The sequence below is a fragment of the Chitinophaga sp. 10T418 genome, assembly GCF_056394125.1.
Genome location: NZ_JBFTHG010000004.1, coordinates 150170 through 167773 on the forward strand (window position 1 = coordinate 150170; position 17604 = coordinate 167773).

At 45.2% G+C, this 17604-nt stretch carries 15 protein-coding genes; 7 read left to right on the forward strand and 8 right to left on the reverse strand.

All coding sequences use genetic code 11. The annotated features are described in order from the left end of the window. Positions 1–12: 12 nt before the first annotated feature. The 8 genes from AC1DCV_RS12760 to AC1DCV_RS12795 all read right to left on the reverse strand — a co-directional run bounded on the left by AC1DCV_RS12760 (position 13) and on the right by AC1DCV_RS12795 (position 9476). A complete protein-coding gene (locus AC1DCV_RS12760; RefSeq protein ID WP_477023521.1) occupies positions 13–1233 on the reverse strand; it encodes an ABC transporter permease in 1221 nt (406 codons plus the stop codon). Positions 1234–1246: 13 nt separating this feature from the next. Continuing rightward, positions 1247–1999 (reverse strand): ABC transporter ATP-binding protein, encoded by a 753-nt coding sequence (locus tag AC1DCV_RS12765; protein ID WP_441576367.1) that lies wholly within the window; start codon positions 1997–1999, stop codon positions 1247–1249. Beyond that, positions 1996–3222, reverse strand: coding sequence for an efflux RND transporter periplasmic adaptor subunit (locus tag AC1DCV_RS12770; protein WP_477023522.1), 1227 nt, complete (start codon positions 3220–3222; stop codon positions 1996–1998). The genes AC1DCV_RS12765 and AC1DCV_RS12770 overlap by 4 nt, the downstream gene beginning before the upstream one ends. 13 nt (positions 3223–3235) lie before the next feature. After that, positions 3236–4585: a TolC family protein gene (locus tag AC1DCV_RS12775; RefSeq protein WP_477023523.1), complete on the reverse strand. Its 1350-nt coding sequence runs from the start codon at positions 4583–4585 to the stop codon at positions 3236–3238. A 189-nt stretch (positions 4586–4774) separates the two neighbouring features. Beyond that, complete coding sequence (locus tag AC1DCV_RS12780) at positions 4775–5236, reverse strand: DUF983 domain-containing protein (RefSeq protein WP_477023524.1); 462 nt, start codon at positions 5234–5236, stop codon at positions 4775–4777. 14 nt (positions 5237–5250) lie between these two features. Then, positions 5251–6129 carry a helix-turn-helix transcriptional regulator gene (locus tag AC1DCV_RS12785; protein WP_477023525.1) on the reverse strand — a complete coding sequence of 293 codons (879 nt, stop codon included), beginning with the start codon at positions 6127–6129 and terminating at the stop codon, positions 5251–5253. Positions 6130–6299: 170 nt separating this feature from the next. Further along, complete coding sequence (locus tag AC1DCV_RS12790; RefSeq protein ID WP_477023526.1) at positions 6300–8696, reverse strand: S9 family peptidase; 2397 nt, start codon at positions 8694–8696, stop codon at positions 6300–6302. 84 nt (positions 8697–8780) lie between these two features. After that, positions 8781–9476, reverse strand: coding sequence for a sterol desaturase family protein (locus tag AC1DCV_RS12795; RefSeq protein ID WP_477023527.1), 696 nt, complete (start codon positions 9474–9476; stop codon positions 8781–8783). An 87-nt stretch (positions 9477–9563) separates the two neighbouring features. Here AC1DCV_RS12795 and AC1DCV_RS12800 point away from each other — a divergent pair, with 87 nt between their 5' ends. From AC1DCV_RS12800 to AC1DCV_RS12830, 7 genes are all read left to right on the forward strand, one after another. Continuing rightward, on the forward strand, positions 9564–10244 hold the full coding sequence (locus AC1DCV_RS12800; protein ID WP_477023528.1) for a FadR/GntR family transcriptional regulator: 681 nt from the start codon (positions 9564–9566) through the stop codon (positions 10242–10244). Positions 10245–10442: 198 nt separating this feature from the next. Beyond that, a complete protein-coding gene (locus tag AC1DCV_RS12805; RefSeq protein WP_477023529.1) occupies positions 10443–11663 on the forward strand; it encodes an MFS transporter in 1221 nt (406 codons plus the stop codon). Positions 11664–11736: 73 nt separating this feature from the next. Further along, positions 11737–12609, forward strand: coding sequence for an EamA family transporter (locus AC1DCV_RS12810; protein ID WP_477023530.1), 873 nt, complete (start codon positions 11737–11739; stop codon positions 12607–12609). 67 nt (positions 12610–12676) lie between these two features. Further along, positions 12677–13327, forward strand: coding sequence for a tetratricopeptide repeat protein (locus AC1DCV_RS12815; RefSeq protein ID WP_370908523.1), 651 nt, complete (start codon positions 12677–12679; stop codon positions 13325–13327). Between the two features lie 110 nt (positions 13328–13437). Further along, on the forward strand, positions 13438–15381 hold the full coding sequence (locus AC1DCV_RS12820) for a TonB-dependent receptor plug domain-containing protein (RefSeq protein WP_477023531.1): 1944 nt from the start codon (positions 13438–13440) through the stop codon (positions 15379–15381). Between the two features lie 17 nt (positions 15382–15398). Then, the gene (locus tag AC1DCV_RS12825) at positions 15399–15992 is read left to right on the forward strand and encodes a DUF6580 family putative transport protein (protein ID WP_477023532.1); all 594 of its coding nucleotides are present in this window, start codon (positions 15399–15401) and stop codon (positions 15990–15992) included. A gap of 186 nt (positions 15993–16178) precedes the next feature. Beyond that, positions 16179–17513, forward strand: coding sequence for a DUF5074 domain-containing protein (locus tag AC1DCV_RS12830; protein ID WP_477023533.1), 1335 nt, complete (start codon positions 16179–16181; stop codon positions 17511–17513). Positions 17514–17604: the final 91 nt, after the last annotated feature.

Genomic DNA, 17604 nt, shown 5'->3' on the forward strand with positions numbered 1-17604 from the left:
AAAACATTGTCATTACTCATACCGTAATGCCTCAATAGGATCCAGTCTGGATGCGGCCTGTGCCGGGTAATATCCAAAAAACACACCTGTAAACGCACATACCACAAAAGACAGGATAATAGAAGATTCAGATACCATGGTAGGCCAGCCCAACGTAAGCGTAATTACTTTGGCAGAAGTAATACCTAATGCCACACCTATCAAGCCGCCGGTAATACTGATGATAATTGCCTCTACCAGGAACTGCAGTAAAATATCAATTCCACGTGCGCCTATAGACATCCGCAAGCCTATTTCGCGGGTACGTTCTGTTACTGATACATACATGATATTCATGATACCAATACCGCCTATAACAAGGGAAATACCGGCAATAGCCGTTAACAGGATGGTTAGCAGGCTGCTGGTAGAACTCAGTGTCTTAATCAGCTCTTCCATGGTTCTTACCTGGAAATTATTTTCATCGCTGGGACGCAGCCGGTGCGTGGTTCTCAGGATATCTATAATTTCATTTGTCGCAGCTTCAGAGGCGCCTTCACTTACCGCTGAGGCATAAATACTCTGAAAATAAATAGTGGCCAGGATACGCTTCTGTACCGTAGTATATGGTGTAAGGATGATATCATCCTGATCCTGTCCGAAGGAACTTTGCCCTTTAGGCGCCAATGTGCCTATTATCTGTAAGGGAATAGAGTTCAGCCGGATAACTTTTCCTACAGGGCTTTCACCACTGGGGAACAGGTTGTTGATCACGGTTTGTCCCAATAAACATACTTTGGCGGCCGTAGCCACATCTGCATCGGAGAAGCTGATGCCATCGCTGACCGTAAGTTTACGGATGTCAAAATAAGAAGGAGCTACGCCCTGCAGCGTAGTGGGCCAGTTCAGTGCGCCGAAAATCGCCTGTCCTTTGGTGGAGGCAACCGGCGATACGCCATTAACATATTCTGCGTTTTTCTGTATGGCCAATACATCTACGATGGTCAGCGACTGAAAACTGGTGCCACCTATTCTTACCCCCCCGGACACGTTACTACTGGGCAAAATCGTGATCATGTTGGACCCCATATTACCCAGTTGTGATTGAATGCTTTGCTTGGAACCCTCTCCTATTGCCACCATAGCAATCACCGCAGCCACACCAATGATGATGCCCAGCATGGTCAGGAATGCGCGGAGTTTATTCCGCTGCAAAGCCCTTAAAGCGATCATTATGAGATTAATTGCACTCATCCTTACGGGTTAATTAATAATCTTCTGCCGGCGGCAAAGAGGCCAGTGCTTCTTTTGCCGAACGTACGTTTTCATTCTTACTGTCTTTTACTACCTTTCCATCGCGCAACATCACTGTTCTGCTACTGAATGCGGCAATATCCGGCTCATGCGTTACAAATACGATCGTTTTCCCTTCCTGCTGATTCAGCTCCTGCATCAGCGCCATAATTTCGTAGGAAGTGCGGGTATCGAGGTTGCCGGTAGCCTCATCTGCCAGGATCATCACCGGGTGATTCACCAAAGCCCGTGCAATCGCTACACGCTGTTGTTGTCCGCCGGAAAGCTGACTGGGTGTATGCCCTTCCCTGTCTGCCAGCTTCACCGACCCAAGTGCTCCCAATGCCCGCTCCCTGCGCTCTTTGGTTGTCAGCTCCGGATTGTAGAACAAAGGCAGTTCTACATTTTCCAGAGCAGATGTACGGGGCAGCAGGTTATATGCCTGGAATACAAAGCCTATTTTATGATTGCGTAACCGCGCCAGTTCATTGCGCGACAAACTACTCACATTGATACCATCCAGCAGGTAATTCCCGGAAGTAGGTTTATCCAGACAACCGAGGATATTCAGCAGGGTAGTTTTACCGGAACCACTACTGCCCATGATGGTAACAAACTCTCCTTCAAATACATCAAAGGTGACCCCTTTCAGTGCACGCACGATTTCTGTGCCCATCACAAATTCACGCTTGATCTGCTGCAATTCTAATATTTTGCCGTTGCTCATCGTCTACGCCCTCCCATTTTTGGTAAAAACGGACTACTGGTACCTCCCGCCCCTACTACAGTACCGACAGCATTTACACCCACTACTACCACATCATTTTCGTTTATCCCTGCCAGTACTTCGATATGTGTATTATCATTTAATCCTGTTCTGATACGCTTCTGTACCAGTGTATCGCCCCGCAACAACCATACATAGTTGGAAGAGCCAATGCGTGCAGTACTTTTAAATGTTCTGCCGGTAGTATCTTTTCTTTCTGCCGGCGTTTTACGCACGGCACTTTGTATAATGTAATCCTTTAACTGTGCGGAATCCGGTCTGAACTTGAGCGCCTTTACAGGCAACAGCAAGGCTGAATCTTTCTCTGCAGTATAAATGGTTACGTTGGCCGTCATGCCTGGCTTTAACTTCTTGTTATCGTTAGGTGCATTGATGATAGTATTGTAGGTCACCACATTAGCAGAAACAGAAGGCTGCAGCCTGATTTCCTGCACCCGCCCTGCGAACACATCTTCCAGATAAGCATCCACGGTAAAGGTTACACGCTGAGAGTCCATGACGTTACCAATATCTGCTTCATCCACACTGGCTTCTACCTGCATTTTGGTAATATCTTTTGCTATTACAAATAAGGTAGGTGTATTGAAACTGGCCGCTACAGTTTGTCCTACGCTTACATTCCTGTTTAATACCACACCCTCAATAGGAGAATGTATTTCTGTAAAGGAAAAATTCTTTAGTGCTGATGCCAGCTGTGCACTTACGCTGGCCACATTCGCTTTGCCCTGGTCCAGCTGGTTGCGGGCTACATCATAATCTGCTTTGCTGATGGCACCAGTCTTATATAATAGTTCCTGTCGTTCATAATTGTTTTTCTGATACGCGAGATTCGCCTGCGCTACCTGTACATTCGCTCTCAACTGATCTACCTGCGCCTGGAATAAATCTTTATCCAGTTCTCCCAGCAACTGTCCTTTCTTTACCTGGCTGTTAAAGTCCACATACAGGTATTTGAGTGTACCAGACACCTGTGTACCTACAGCTACGGTATCTACCGGCTGAATAGTACCTGTAGCGGTAACGGTRGTAGCAATATGTCCGTAGGTGGGTTGGGCCGTTTCAAAAGAAACCGGTACTGTTTTTTTCCTGATAAAGAAATACCAGATAGCCACCACCAGCAGTATGATCACTATAGTTATGATAACACCTTTGTATTTTCTCATACCTCATTTGCGTTTATAGTTTGACCGGTATGCCCCTGTAAAAATCATATATCCTGATATTCAGCGCAGCATTGTATTTAGCCTGTATATAAGATTGTAATGCCTGTATATATAAATTCTTCTGCTGTAGAAAAACCACAATATTGGCGGCTCCTACTTTCAGTTGTTCGCTGGCGATCCGATAGCCTTCCTGTGAATACTTTAACTGTTCCACTGCAGCATCGTATTGTGACTGTGCATTCAGCACATTGATATAAGACTGTTCTATTGTTTGCGAGAGATTGGTTTTGGTATCCTGTAGTGTAAGCCTCGACTGATCTATTTCTATCTTTGCTTTTTCCACATTTGTTTTTACTACGCGGCGGGTGAAAATAGGGACAGATAAAGTGAGTCCTATCTGCTGATAAAAATTATTATCCAGCTGCTTAAAATAGTTACTACCGGTACCACCACCATTATAAGAGGAGCCTAATGCGCCACCGGCTGTCAATGTAGGCCAATACCCTGTTCTAGCCTTTGCCAGATCCAGGTTAGCGACCTGTATACCCAGTTCACTGCTTTTTATTTCAGGCCTGTTAGCCAACGCAGAATCCTGCGCTTCCTGTAAGGCGTACAGATGTGTATTAGAGATAAGTGTATCCGGTTCCGTTATTTCAAAGTCGTAGCCGCTGGGTAATTGCAACAATTGTTTCAGTACCAGCTTATTTTGCCGGTGCTGGTTTTCTGCGGTAGTCAGCAGGTAACGATCGTTAGACAACTGTGCCTTCAATTGCACCAGCCCTATCAGTGCAATACTGCCTACATCGTATTGTTGCTGGCCTTGTTTTACCTGGGCCTCGGATGTGGCTACCACATCTTTTACATATACAATGTTTTCTCTTGCCAGTAAAATATTGAGATAGGCCTGTGTAATGAGTACGGTGATATCATTGACCTGCTGTGCGATGTTCAGCCCTGCTACCTGTGTTAACAGGTCCTTTTGTTTGATATCATAATTGAGGTAACCACCCTGAAAAATGGTGACGTTGGAATTCACGGAGTAATTGCCGGAAGTATACACTTTGTATGGAGTCCCACCGGAAGCATTCAATGTTTTACCACCGTTGAGCGACTGGGATCCCGACCCTGTAAGGTTAGGCAGTTTGGCAGCCCGGGACAGCAACTGGTCCTGCTCTGTGCTCATACGACTCAGACGTAAACTGTTTAGCTGAATATTATTTTTCATGGCATAGTCAAAACACTGCTGCAGGGTCCACTGTGCGGGGAGATTCACCGTACTGCTATCCTGTGCTTTGAGCAGGGGGTTGACTAAAAAGAAAAATAAACAGAAAAGTAAAATTCCCGGCTGTCTGAACCACATCATCGTTTAAGCATTGATGTTAGTAAAAGCTACTACTGGAATAAGGGGCTAAATAGCTATACAATATAACGAATTATTCATCTTCATACATCAATTGGCTAGTTCATCCCTGGGCGATTGCTTTAAACAAATTGCGGATTCACAGTATATAACCTGCAAATCCGCAATTTGTTTAAAGTAATCCCACATTAATTATATCGCATTCTTAAATGTTGCATTTGATCTGCCAGTGCCTTCCGGTGGGCCCTGGTGCCAGTTTTCATCGTAATACACGAAGAAAGCCATCCAGATGGTGCGGGACCAACGCATGAGCATAGGCTGCAAAAGCAGCAGCAACAAAGCATTTACCCCCAGCCACCAGAAAATACGGTTATCATAAATAGAGAAACCTATGAACAACCACCAGGCTATGAGGCTCGCCACACATACAGCTATTGACAGTGCATAACTCACATAGCCGGTACCGTAGTAAAAGCCTACCTCTACTTCTACCTGCTGTCCGCATACCGGGCATTTTTCCGGCATCTTGAGACAGTTTTTCAGATCGTAGGGATTGTTGGTGGTATAAATAGATCCACGTCTGCAACGGGCACACTTGTTCCCCAACAGGCTTTTCAGCAGGTTGGGTTTTTCATGGTTTTTATCTGCACACATATAATGAAGATTTATCAGGAAATATTTTTCCGGAATTCCTCCGGTGTAACTCCTGCGTATTTTTTAAAAAACTTGGTGAAGTATGAGTTGTCTGCAAAATTCAGCTGCCAGGCGATGGCAGCAATACTCATATCTGCATTGATCAATAACCTTTTTGCCTCCAGCAGTACCCGGTCGCGGATAATTTCTCCGGCAGATTTCCCGAGCATATCCCGGCAAAAAGCATTGAGATAATTGGGCGTTACATACAGCAGGGCAGCATATTCCTTTGGCAGCCGTAACTGCATATAATGCTGATCTACCAGTTTACGGAAGTTGCGCAGCAATACGTAATTATGCGGCGGCTCCTGTTTGGATAGTCCCTGCCTGCTGGCGCGACTTACTGCGATAAACATTTCCAGTACCTGTAGTCGCAACATGTCCTGGCTGTAGGCCTGCGTTCCGTCCATTTCCTTCAGCATGGATTCGAACAGCGCGGTTATCACAGGAATGGCAGGTTTAGGCAATTGTACCACTCCTTCTGCGCTTACGCCGCTGAAAAAAGGGAATCGTTCCACATAGGCTGCATCCTGTAAAAAGGCATTAAAAAAACCAGCGGATACATTCATCACATAGCCCTCTATCTGCCCTTCAAAAAACCAGCTGTGCACCTGCCCGGGCACCATAAAATATAACTGCCCTGCTTTCACCGGGAAACGTTCAAAGTCAATGGTATGACTGCCATCCCCGGCAGTAAAAAACGCCAGATGATAGAATGAGTGCCGGTGAGGAAAATGAATGTCCCTGTGTGCCGCCAGGTATTCAGAAAAACGGGCCACCAGGATATCTTCAGATGCCGGCATTCCCATAGCCAGAGAACAAATGTCGTATGTTGGAATGAGTGCCTTTGACATGATGAGACAAAGGTACAACGGAAGTTGTTAAAGGGGTTGTGGTATTAGGGGGTTTAATGGTACTTTTTACTTATTGTGATTTTTTGTCTTGTTCAGGATGATACTAATTCAGATGATTAAAAATTCCTGTAATCATCTGAATTAGTATCATCCTGAACAAGACAAAAAGCCTAAGGCTTTACATATTTCATTAACCATTCGTCCATCTCCCACAGCATATGCAGGATACTTTCCTTTGCAGCATAGCCATGACTTTCCTGTGGCAGAAATACCAGGCGGGCAGTACCACCATTTCCTTTGATAGCATTGTATAACCTTTCGCTCTGGATCGGGAAAGTACCGGAGTTATTATCTGCTTCGCCGTGAATCATCAGAATAGGTGCTTTGATCTTATCAGCATAAGAAAACGGAGACATCTTATAATATACCTCCGGCGCCTGCCAATAGGTACGCTGTTCATTCTGGAATCCAAAAGGTGTTAAGGTGCGGTTGTAAGCACCACTGCGGGAAATACCGGCTTTAAACAAGTTCGTATGTGCCAGCAGGTTAGACGTCATAAAAGCGCCGTAAGAGTGACCACCAACAGCGATGCGGTCTTTATCCCCCACCCCCATTTCAGTGATCTTGTTTACTGCAGCATCGGCATTCATTACCAGTTGCTCAATAAAAGTATCATTGGGTTCTTTATCCCCTTCTCCTACAATAGGCATTTCGGTGGCGTCCATGATCGCAAAACCGCGGGTTACCCAGAAAATGGGAGAACCATAATTTACACGGGTAAATCTATAGGCAGATCCACGCACCTGTGCGGCATCGCTGGCAGATTTATATTCACGCGGATAGGCCCACATCAGCACTGGCAGGCGACCGTCTTTAGCTGGATCATAGCCTTCCGGCAGGTATAACATGGCGGTGAGGTCTACCCCATCCTTACGCTTATATTTCAGTAGTTGTTTCTGTACTCCTTTCAATTGCGGCTGCGGATGAGGAAATGCCGTAAGGGCCACGGATGTTTTTTTCTTCAGGTCCTGCAGGTAGTAGTTTACGGGAGATGTAACAGACTCACGTGCCACCACTACTACGAGTTTGGCCGGATCTATCACACTCGCTACCTGTTCGTAATACGGCGCCTGTGAGCGCCACAGGATGCGTTGTTTACTGTTATCCAGGTTGAATGCCGAGAGGAAAGGGCGATCTCCTTCAGGAGATGCACCCGGCGCGGTCATCAGCAATTCATGTGCAGGGGAAATGTATAATACGGACCTGTTAAACTGATTCTTCATCATTACCGGATTTCCCGGATCATTATAACGATCATTTTCAGAACGGTCAATAATGGTCACCGGAGCCTGTTCCGGATGAGAAGGATCAATGCGGCTCACCCTTGTTTTTTGTTGTGTGCTGTTGGCATCAGACACCAAGGCCAGTTGACTATTGGCCCAACTGATTCCTGCAAAACGATTTACTGTTTTTACCAATGCTGTTGGGTCGGCGGTAAACGGCGCCGGAAGTATATTCACCACATCATGGAAAGGCACGTCTTTTTTAGGATCGCCACCATCCAGGGCTTGCACCCACCAGATAGTAGCCGCAGCATCATTGCGCCAGGAAAAATGACGTGGATAATTGCTGGTAGCATCAAAACCTTTGGGTCTTACTTCGTCCAATGGATTGCTGGCTATTTTTTTTACCAGTTCCCCATTTATTTTCCAGATCTCTGTTTCTGTTGGGAAGCGGTCGGCGCCCACCAGGTATGAATACGGGCGGTGCAGACTTCCTACCAACAGGTATTGATTATCGGGTGATGGAGCAACTGTTGTATAAATAGCAGCTTTACCGATTACCTGTTCTGTATTATTGCTGATGATCACCGGTTCAGATTGAAAATAATAATCCACCAGTTTTTCATCGTATGGATTCTTTAGCATATCCTGGAAAGTAGCTGCCGGCGCTGCTTTTCCACTGGTTTGTTGTACTGTAGGGCCTTCCGGCGCTACCGGTTTTTCCGGCGCGTTGCCAATGGCAGCAGGAACAGCTAATGCCAGTATACGACTATCATCTATCCAGGTAAACACCGGTCCTGCAATATCATTCAGGTGGCGGTTACTTAGCTGGGAAGCTGCCCCCGTAGCAATATCTGCTTTCCATAAAGTAATGGCGTTATTATCAGTAACGGTAAATGCAATACTTTTTTGTGAAGGCGACCAGCTCACATGGCTGATGCGCACATTGGCAGGAAGTCCGGATACCGCATATTCTTTATTGCCTTTGATATCTTTAACACGAATAGCTGTCACATAACTACCCCTGCTGGGTCCGAAGTTCGCCGGGTTAATACGCAATCCGGCCAAACGATATTCCGGTTGTGATAATTCTTCAATTGTTGGGAAAGTAGCGCGATCCATCACCAGCATCACATCACCTTTACTACTAAAGTCCGTTTGTGGTGGAGGTGCAGCCATGGCTAATTGCAGTATACTTTCAGGAGGAGCCTGGTACTTCAGCGCATCTTGTGCATAGGCGCGAAAAGTAATGAATAAGGATAATGATAAAATCAATTTTCTCATATAGCGGTTGATGTTTATAAGCAGTTGGCCAAAATAAACTTATTGCTACAGAGAACAAAGCAGAAAGTGATGAATGTGTTATTGTCAGCGATTAAATGTGTGAAAGACACGGTCCCATATGCTGGTATAAAATCCAAAGTTACACTGCTCATTCCGGTGATGTGTATGATGAAAAGTGGAAGTACCAAGATACTTCAGCACCGGCCACTGACGCATCTTTTCAGGCAATGGTTCCATTCCCAGGTGCCCCGTCATACCAAAAATAACATTGATGACCAGGTAGATGATAATGCCATAAATATTCAGCGGAAACAATAATAATAACAGCAGCCATAAAGCACCAAAACTGAGTGTTTCCAGTGGATGCAAAATAAACAGATCTATCGGTTCCGGATCAATAGCTTTATGATGTAAGGTATGCAGCAGTTGATACAAGGGCGTTTTATGAATCACATAATGGAATACATACATCAGCAAATCCATGGCGAAAAAAAGGAAGGCCGCATCGAGTAAGATCCTGCCTGAAAAAGCGGTAGTGAGACGGATGGTATCCTGTGTCCATAACCAGTATCCTGCATAGGTGATGGCGGTATTGAGGATAGTGGTAACGGCTGCAATACGCCACTGCCGCCGGGTATAGGCAAACATGTGACGGGATTTCCGCTGCAATTTGTTCCCCCAGGCAAGTACTCCTATTAAAATAGCAGTATTCTCCACCAGGAAAATAACCCATAGCAGCCAGGAAGGCCAGTTTCGCAAGGTATCGAGCAGTGTATCCATCTGTTTTCAGGAACCAATCTCCCAAAAAATCTTCTCAAAAAAATAAAAAAAATAAAAAAGCGCTTATCTTTGCAATCATCAGATGATATGACGAATTTAAACATTTCTCCTTTAAAGCGACTCAGTCTGGCTGAGGAAGTAGCAGACAGGCTACAGGAATTAATCGTTGCCGGCAAATACGTGGTGGGGCAGCAACTCCCTACGGAACCAGAACTGATGACACAGTTTTCCGTTGGGCGATCCAGCATCCGGGAGGCCGTGAAAATACTGGCGCACAGAGGACTGGTACGTGTACAGCAGGGGCTCGGCACCTTTGTATTGTCTCAGTCAGGCCCCGGAGAGGCTTTATCGCAGCGGCTGCAACGTGCAGATTTTGAAGACCTGAATGAAGTGCGTTTTTTACTGGAAGTAAAAATTGCGGAGAAGGCAGCGATGCATCGCAATAACAAAGACATAGAAAAAATGAAGGGCTTTTTGAAGAAGCGCTTTGAATATGCCGCCAGTAATCAGCTAGAACCTTGTATACAGGCGGATATCAATTTTCATAATGCGATCGCGGAAGCGGGCAGGAATGAGATCATGCGCGACTTGTACCGAACCGTATCAGAACACTTAAAGAATTCGTTTCTGTTGCGTTATACCAACACGAATACTTTCATAACAACCCAGCATTACCATGATGCGCTCTTGCAAAGTATTATAGATAAAGATCCAAAGAGGGCACTGGTTTGGGCCACCAAAATCAGTGACGTGCCGCGAAGTATTTAGTGATGGAGGCGTGCTTTGGATCCATGTTAGCTTGAATTGGTTTTTGTTTATTTAAAAGGCGTTGGACGCAAGCCTGTCCAGCTTACAAAAAGATATATACTTAACCTTAACAGCACTGGTTTTGGAAATAAAACCATCACCAGCTTAAATAATTTTTTACCCTTAAACATCAGATGATCTGATCTCAAAAGAACAGAAATGGAAACAACATTTACCGATCAGCCCAAAGCCGCTGCACAGCAGGTAGCACAGCAAACGGTGCTGTCTATCCTTTTGGCATTAAGCTTTACCCACTTCCTGAACGACACCATGCAGTCGCTCATCCCCGCTATGTATCCTGTACTGAAGGATTCACTGAAACTAAATTTTACACAGGTAGGTTTAATTACCCTCACGTTCCAGATGTCGGCATCTTTGCTACAGCCACTGGTAGGCTTGTACACTGATAAAAAGCCGCAACCCTATTCACTGGCCATTGGCATGGGCTTTACGCTGATGGGACTTGTCAGTTTGTCTATGGCGCATAGCTTCCCGATGGTACTGGTATCCGTAGGACTGGTAGGTATTGGATCGGCAGTATTTCATCCCGAAGCATCCAGACTGGCTTACATGGCATCCGGTGGTAAGCATGGTATGGCGCAGTCATTATTCCAGGTAGGTGGTAATGCCGGTAGTTCACTTGGTCCCTTACTGGCCGCCATGGTGATTGTACCATTCGGTCAATTCCATGTGATCTGGTTTTCCGTAGCCGCGTTAATTGCTATTGTGATCATGTTGAACATCAGCAAATGGTACCTGAACAACACGCATCGTATTAAGCCAAAGAAAGTAGTACAGCAGCTGGATCAGCCTACCCTGTCTAACACACGGATTGTTTTCTCCCTGGGTATATTACTGGTGCTGATTTTCTCCAAATATTTTTACATGGCCAGCATGACCAGCTACTATACTTTTTACCTGATGGATCGTTTCCATGTATCAGTACAAAGTGCGCAGGTATACCTGTTCATCTTCCTGTTTGCCGTAGCAGCAGGCACTTTCATTGGTGGACCCATCGGTGATCGTATTGGCCGCAAATATGTGATCTGGATTTCTATCCTGGGTGTGGCACCGTTTTCTTTATTGCTGCCACATGCTACCCTGATGTGGACTGCTGTATTAAGTGTATTCATTGGCGTTATACTCTCTTCTGCATTTTCTGCTATCCTGGTATATGCGCAGGAACTGGTACCAGGTAAAGTAGGCATGATTGCCGGGCTGTTCTTTGGTCTTGCATTTGGTATGGCTGGTGTAGGTTCTGCTTTACTGGGCCGCTTAGCCGATGCCACCAGTATTTCTTATGTATATGAAGTATGTGCGTACCTTCCTTTAATAGGAATCCTCACTGCACTTTTACCTAATCTGGAGAAAAAGAAATAACCGATTTTGTGTTACTCCTGTTCAAAGGGAGTAACACAAAATTCATCTACTTTCGCACCCTAAAACAATTGTTATGTGGAAAGGCATACTGCTGGTACTATTAGGTGCCTGCAGCTTTGGGATATTATCAACGATCGTTAAATCAGGGTATCACCAGGGATATACATTGGGAGAATTGTGCAGTGTGCAGGCGGGATTCGGCATGCTGGTATTATGGATACTTCATTTATTATCGGGCCGTAAAACATATGGACTTAATAATAGGGATGCACGTACCTGTTTTATACTGGGTAGTTCCACCGGTTTGGTAAGCATTACTTATTATCAGAGTGTACAATATATTCCGGCTAGTGTAGCCATTATACTGCTGATGCAGTTTACCTGGATGAGCATGCTCGCGGAGTGGGTTATTTACAAAAAGCGACCTTCTCCTATACAGTGGCTGGCGGTATTTTTTATTCTGGGTGGTACATTGCTGGCAGGCGGGATATTCAACGCAGGAGAAACGCCTCTTAACTGGAAAGGAATAGGCTTTGGGATGTTGGCGGCCATATGTTATACCGTGTTCATTGTGGTGAGTGGCCGGGTAGCCGCATCGCTTGGGCCGGTGTTGAAAAGCGCGTGGCTGGTTACCGGCGCTTTTGTAATTATCTCCCTGATCTTTCCCCCGCTTTATCTGTTTAACGGCCGCTTTTCCGGTACCAACCTATGGATCTGGGGAATTCCCCTGGCACTCTTTGGTACGGTACTGCCTCCTTTCCTCTTTTCCAAAGGGATGCCGCAAACAGGGGTATCTCTGGGCGCTATCCTCAGTGCGGCTGAATTGCCGGTAGCTATGCTGGCGGCCACCATTTTTCTGCATGAAAGCGTATCTGCCCTACAGATACTGGGGGTGGTGATCATATTAAGTGCTATTGCTATGGCGAATCTGAAACGTCGTAAATGAAAACCCATGAGGTGTTTTTTTTATTTATCTTTGCACCCTCTATTAGTGATTTACGAACTGTTTTTTCATGAAAGCATTTAATTTTTTTATTCTATATCGCCTCCCAATAGGTATTATATTATTAGCAGGCGGTATTGCACTGGGCTTAACTGTAGGCTGGTGGGAAGCTACCATTGTGCTGGTGCTGGCACTGGTATGTTTGGTTACACACGTGATGTTTGGTCCCATGAGAATGGTACAGGAAGCCGTGGAAGCCGGAGATATTGAAAGGGCTACTGCCCTGATGAACCAGGTGAAATTCCCTAAGCTGCTGTACAAACCTATCCGCTCTGTATATTACTTTATGCAAAGCAACATGGCCATGTATTCCAATGACCTCGATAAAGCTGAATCTACTATCCGTCAGAGTATTAACTCCGGTAGTCCGATGAAGGAATACGAGGGCATGCAGTACTTTCAGCTGGGCACCATCGCCTATCAGAAAAATGATTTGAAAACGGCTGATCAGAACCTGAAAATCGCCATGCGTAAAGGTTTACCTGACAAGGAAAACACGGCTGCCGCCCTGTTAACCCTGGCCTCCATTGCCATGAGCCGTCGTGACTTCAAATCTGCCAAAGAATACTTCCGCAGAGCCAAGGCACAAAAGCCTACCACTGCGCAGATCGTGAGCCAGATTAAAGAAATGGATAAATATATTTCCCGGATGCCGGGATAAGCTTTAGCAGTTAGCTTTTAGCTTTTAGCTTTTAGAAATGCAGCGTAGATGAAGTAACCTAACTTTTATCTTCGCTGCATTTTTAGTTTTTCTACATAAAAATTTCGCGGATGCAATTAAAACTTTACACGACTTTTCTTTTTACGCTGCTATACGTAGCCGCTATCGCACAGGATTCCAGCCGGATTAGTCAGTTGAATGAGGTCACTGTAACGGCTAACAAAGGCCCTCAAAAAGCCAGTGAAACCGGCAAAGTAGTTACCATTCTTTCTCATGAATACCTGCAACAGAATAGCGGGAAGAGCATTGCCAGTATCCTGAACCAGCAGGCAGGACTGGTATTGATAGGATCCGAAAATACACCCGGCACCGTACCATCTGTGATTATGCGTGGTGCTGCCAGTGGTAATGCGCTGATCCTGGTAGATGGCTTACCAGTTAGTGATGCCTCTCAGTCTAACAACAGCTTTGACCTTAATTTTATTACCCCGGATCAGGTAGAAAGAATTGAAATACTCCGTGGCAGCCAGTCTACATTATATGGCTCCAACGCCGTAGCCGGTGTGATCAATATTATTACCCGCAAAAGCGGAGATAAGAAATTTGGCGTGGGCTTAAACGGCAGTTACGGCAGCTACCGTGATTTCCAGGGCAATGTAAACGTACATGGCAACATACAACGCTTTTCTTACCTGGTAAGCTACAAGCATGAAAAGACCGATGGTTTTTCTGATGCACATGATTCTACCGGCAAGGCTGGTTTTGATAAAGATGGCTTCCGGCAAAATGCCGTATTTGCCAAATTGGGGCTGAGTGCCGGCTCCCGCTGGAATTTTCAATACCTGCTGAACTGGAACGATTATCATCACTCCCTGGATGAAGATCGCTATGTGGATGATAAAGATTATACTGGTACCTCCAAATACCTGCTGAATGGCTTCAGTAGTGAATACCGTTTTAAGAATGGATCCTGGCATGTGCTGTACAGCTATCAGCGCACCAAGCGCGCAGTGGTGAACGACTCTTCCTTCCAGGTGCCTACTGCCTATGCGAAATTTGACAGCACCCTGTTTACCGCTAATACCCACCAGGTAGAAACCTATGTGAACTGGGATGTAACGAGCCAGATACGGCTGATTGGCGGCGCCTCGTATACCCGCTCAAATATGAAGCAGCAGGACTATCTGCAGTCGTTCTACAGCTCCAGGCCGGATACCACCTCTTTGTCTCCGGACAGCTCCCATACCAATCAAACCAGCCTCTATGCCTCCCTGCTGTTACACAATCTCGGGGGCTTTAACCTGGAACTGGGCGGCCGGTTTAACTACCACAACCTATATGGAAATAACCAAACTATTTCCATCAATCCGTCTTACCTGATCAACGATCATCATAAACTATTTGTTAATATATCTTCTGCTTACAGTGTACCTTCCCTGTACCAGTTATATACAAACGGGTATGGCAACACCGGACTGAAGCCAGAAACCACTACCAGCTATGAGATGGGCTACCAGGCCAATGTGGCGCATAACCGGTTAGACTTCCGGGTAACCGGCTTTGCGAGGGAAACCCGCGACCTGATTATCTTCTTTTATGATCCGGCCACCATGGTCAGCCAGTATCGGAATGCCAACAAGCAAAAGGCCTATGGGGCTGAAGTGGAGGCTAGCTGGCTGATTACAAAGGGATTAGTACTGACCGCCAATTATACTTATGTAGATGGCCGTATTACCGTTTCACAGGATAAAAAAGATACTTCTTACTACAACCTGTACAGAATACCTAAACATGCGGTGAATGCGACTTTAGGCTACCAGGCCACCCCCGCCCTGTATGTATCGGCTACATATAAGTATACCGGACAGCGGTTCGAAGCAAAAGTACCTATGGGGGATTATTATACCCTGGATTTATACGGTGAATATAAATTTGGTAACTTGCTTAAAATTTTCGCCGGATTTAGAAATATTACAGATTATCAGTATTTTGATATTTCCGGTTATAATTCACGTCGGTTTAACTTTACCACCGGCATCACAGTCAATTTGTAAACATTAAAACCAACATAATGTCTTTAAAGAATCTTAATCCGCGCTTTGGTGTATTGTTGCTTTTTATTCTGGCAGCAGGTGTAATACGCGTCTTGTTGGGAGCTGATGCGAACATGTCACCAATAGCTATGTTCACGCCTGTTGGCGCTATGGCCTTATTTGGCGGGGCTTCCTTTTCACAAAAGTGGAAGTCATATGCTTTTCCTTTACTGGCCTTGTTTATCAGTGATATTATCCTGATGCAGTTTTTTCATAAGCAATATGCAGATGGCTTACTGTACAAGGGTTGGATCTGGAACTACGCCAGCTTTGTGCTGATCGTATTACTGGGACAACTGATGATCAAAAAAGCAAGTGTGGTAAATATCCTGATGGGTTCTGCGGGCGCTGCACTCATTCACTTCCTGGTATCCAACTTTGGTGTGTGGATCAGCGGATCTACCGATATGCTGACCGGATTGCCTTACACTAAAGATCTGGCAGGGTTCAGCAGTTGCTATATCCAGGCGATCCCTTATATGTGGTATACCCTGGTTGGCAATCTTATCTACAGCACTATTTTCTTCGGCAGCTTTGAAGTGGTAAAACGCAGACTGCGTTTTGCGCAATAATATTTTGAATTTGTTTTTTAGAGATTTGGATATTGGGCAGATGACTACATTTGTCTGATTCCAAATCTCTAAATTATTATAGGGATTTCCCTCTTCTGCATCAGCATTCTGTACAGGCACCATCAATACAGTCACTAACTGTAATACCCATACGAAAACAAGACATACGTAAATAAATAACTAAACATGCGCAGCATTTCACGCAAATTCCAACTTTCTTTTATTGTAGCAGCCATATCTATAGCGGGTTTAGCCTCCTGCTCAAAAGATAACCAGGCAGAAGTAGTCGTTCCTCAGATTGTAGCTCCGGGTTTAAAGAATGGTAAAGACACGATCTATATTGGTGACAGCAGGGTATTGAATCCTCAACTGGCGGATGTTAAAAATCCAACCTTCCAGTGGCTGGTGAATGGTGTACAGAAGAGTACTGATTCAACCTTTACGTTTACAGCAACAGAAAGAGGTGATTATACCATCTCTTATAAAATAATTTCCGGCAATGCCATGGCCAGCTATTACTACCAGGTAAAAGTGCTGGGTAAATTTGAAAATGGATTTTTCCTGGTAAATGAAGGCTGGTTTGGACATGAGCCGGGTGATGTGAACTTCTACCGCAACGGAGAAGATTCCGTTTACCAGCATGTATTTCAACGTAATAATCCGGGTAAAACATTAGGCACCACTACAGAGTATGGCGCCGTTTTCAATAATAAAATTTACCTCGTATCCAAAGCTGGAGCAGGTTTGGTAGTAGCAGACGCCGGCACCATGAAAGAAACCGGTCGTATCGATCAACTGCCGTCCAATGGTAATTCCTTCCTGGGTGTAAATACGGGTACTGGTCTTATTGGTACTGTTAATGGTCTGTATCCTATCAACCTGAATGCATTGACCGCAGGTAGCAAAATAAACAATGTAAACGGACAAATAGGTGGCCTGACAAAGGCGGGTGCCTATATATTTGTAATGTCTCAGACAGATGGGGTATTAGCATTAAACATCAATGATTTCAGTGTGGCCAAACAAGTGCTTAAGAAGGCAGATGTAGGTTTTGCCATGACACCCGATGGCCGTATCTGGGCTGCAGAGGGTCAATCACTCTTTGCCATTAATGCACAAACACTGGGAGTAGATACCATCGCTGTTCCATTTGCAGTGAACGGTTCCTGGGGCGCATGGAATGCTGGTATGCTGACTGCCTCTTCTGTTGAAAATGCAGTATTCATTGGCAAAACGAATAGCTGGGGAGCTGGTGGCAGAGAAATCTACAAATATACCGTAGGTAATAGCACCTCCCTTTCCACTCCATTCCTTACTATTCCGGCTGGTCGCGAACTGATTGGCGCCGCCGTAAGATATAATCCTGGTAATAACACCCTGGTAGTAACAGATGTGAAATCGGGCTATGGCGACAATTATAAAGATAATGCACTTTACATCTATGATGCTTCCAGTGGTGGCCTGAAGAAAAGTGTTGCCTACACCGGCTTCTTCTTCCCCGCGATGCCAGTATTTAACTAGCAGTATTTAGCTTTTAGCCATTAGCAGGAAACTACTAATGGCTAAAAGCTAAACAAAATTGCATTAACAATTACTTATCTAAAAGCTAACT

What these genes read in the sequence shown, in the direction of transcription:
- AC1DCV_RS12760 (WP_477023521.1), bottom strand. Translation starts at nt 1,233, where the DNA reads ATGAGTGCAATTAATCTCATAATGATCGCTTTAAGGGCTTTGCAGCGG.
- AC1DCV_RS12765 (WP_441576367.1), bottom strand. Translation starts at nt 1,999, where the DNA reads ATGAGCAACGGCAAAATATTAGAATTGCAGCAGATCAAGCGTGAATTT.
- AC1DCV_RS12775 (WP_477023523.1), bottom strand. Translation starts at nt 4,585, where the DNA reads ATGATGTGGTTCAGACAGCCGGGAATTTTACTTTTCTGTTTATTTTTC.
- AC1DCV_RS12780 (WP_477023524.1), bottom strand. Translation starts at nt 5,236, where the DNA reads ATGTGTGCAGATAAAAACCATGAAAAACCCAACCTGCTGAAAAGCCTG.
- AC1DCV_RS12785 (WP_477023525.1), bottom strand. Translation starts at nt 6,129, where the DNA reads ATGTCAAAGGCACTCATTCCAACATACGACATTTGTTCTCTGGCTATG.
- AC1DCV_RS12790 (WP_477023526.1), bottom strand. Translation starts at nt 8,696, where the DNA reads ATGAGAAAATTGATTTTATCATTATCCTTATTCATTACTTTTCGCGCC.
- AC1DCV_RS12795 (WP_477023527.1), bottom strand. Translation starts at nt 9,476, where the DNA reads ATGGATACACTGCTCGATACCTTGCGAAACTGGCCTTCCTGGCTGCTA.
- AC1DCV_RS12800 (WP_477023528.1), top strand. Translation starts at nt 9,564, where the DNA reads ATGACGAATTTAAACATTTCTCCTTTAAAGCGACTCAGTCTGGCTGAG.
- AC1DCV_RS12805 (WP_477023529.1), top strand. Translation starts at nt 10,443, where the DNA reads ATGGAAACAACATTTACCGATCAGCCCAAAGCCGCTGCACAGCAGGTA.
- AC1DCV_RS12810 (WP_477023530.1), top strand. Translation starts at nt 11,737, where the DNA reads ATGTGGAAAGGCATACTGCTGGTACTATTAGGTGCCTGCAGCTTTGGG.
- AC1DCV_RS12815 (WP_370908523.1), top strand. Translation starts at nt 12,677, where the DNA reads ATGAAAGCATTTAATTTTTTTATTCTATATCGCCTCCCAATAGGTATT.
- AC1DCV_RS12820 (WP_477023531.1), top strand. Translation starts at nt 13,438, where the DNA reads ATGCAATTAAAACTTTACACGACTTTTCTTTTTACGCTGCTATACGTA.
- AC1DCV_RS12825 (WP_477023532.1), top strand. Translation starts at nt 15,399, where the DNA reads ATGTCTTTAAAGAATCTTAATCCGCGCTTTGGTGTATTGTTGCTTTTT.
- AC1DCV_RS12830 (WP_477023533.1), top strand. Translation starts at nt 16,179, where the DNA reads ATGCGCAGCATTTCACGCAAATTCCAACTTTCTTTTATTGTAGCAGCC.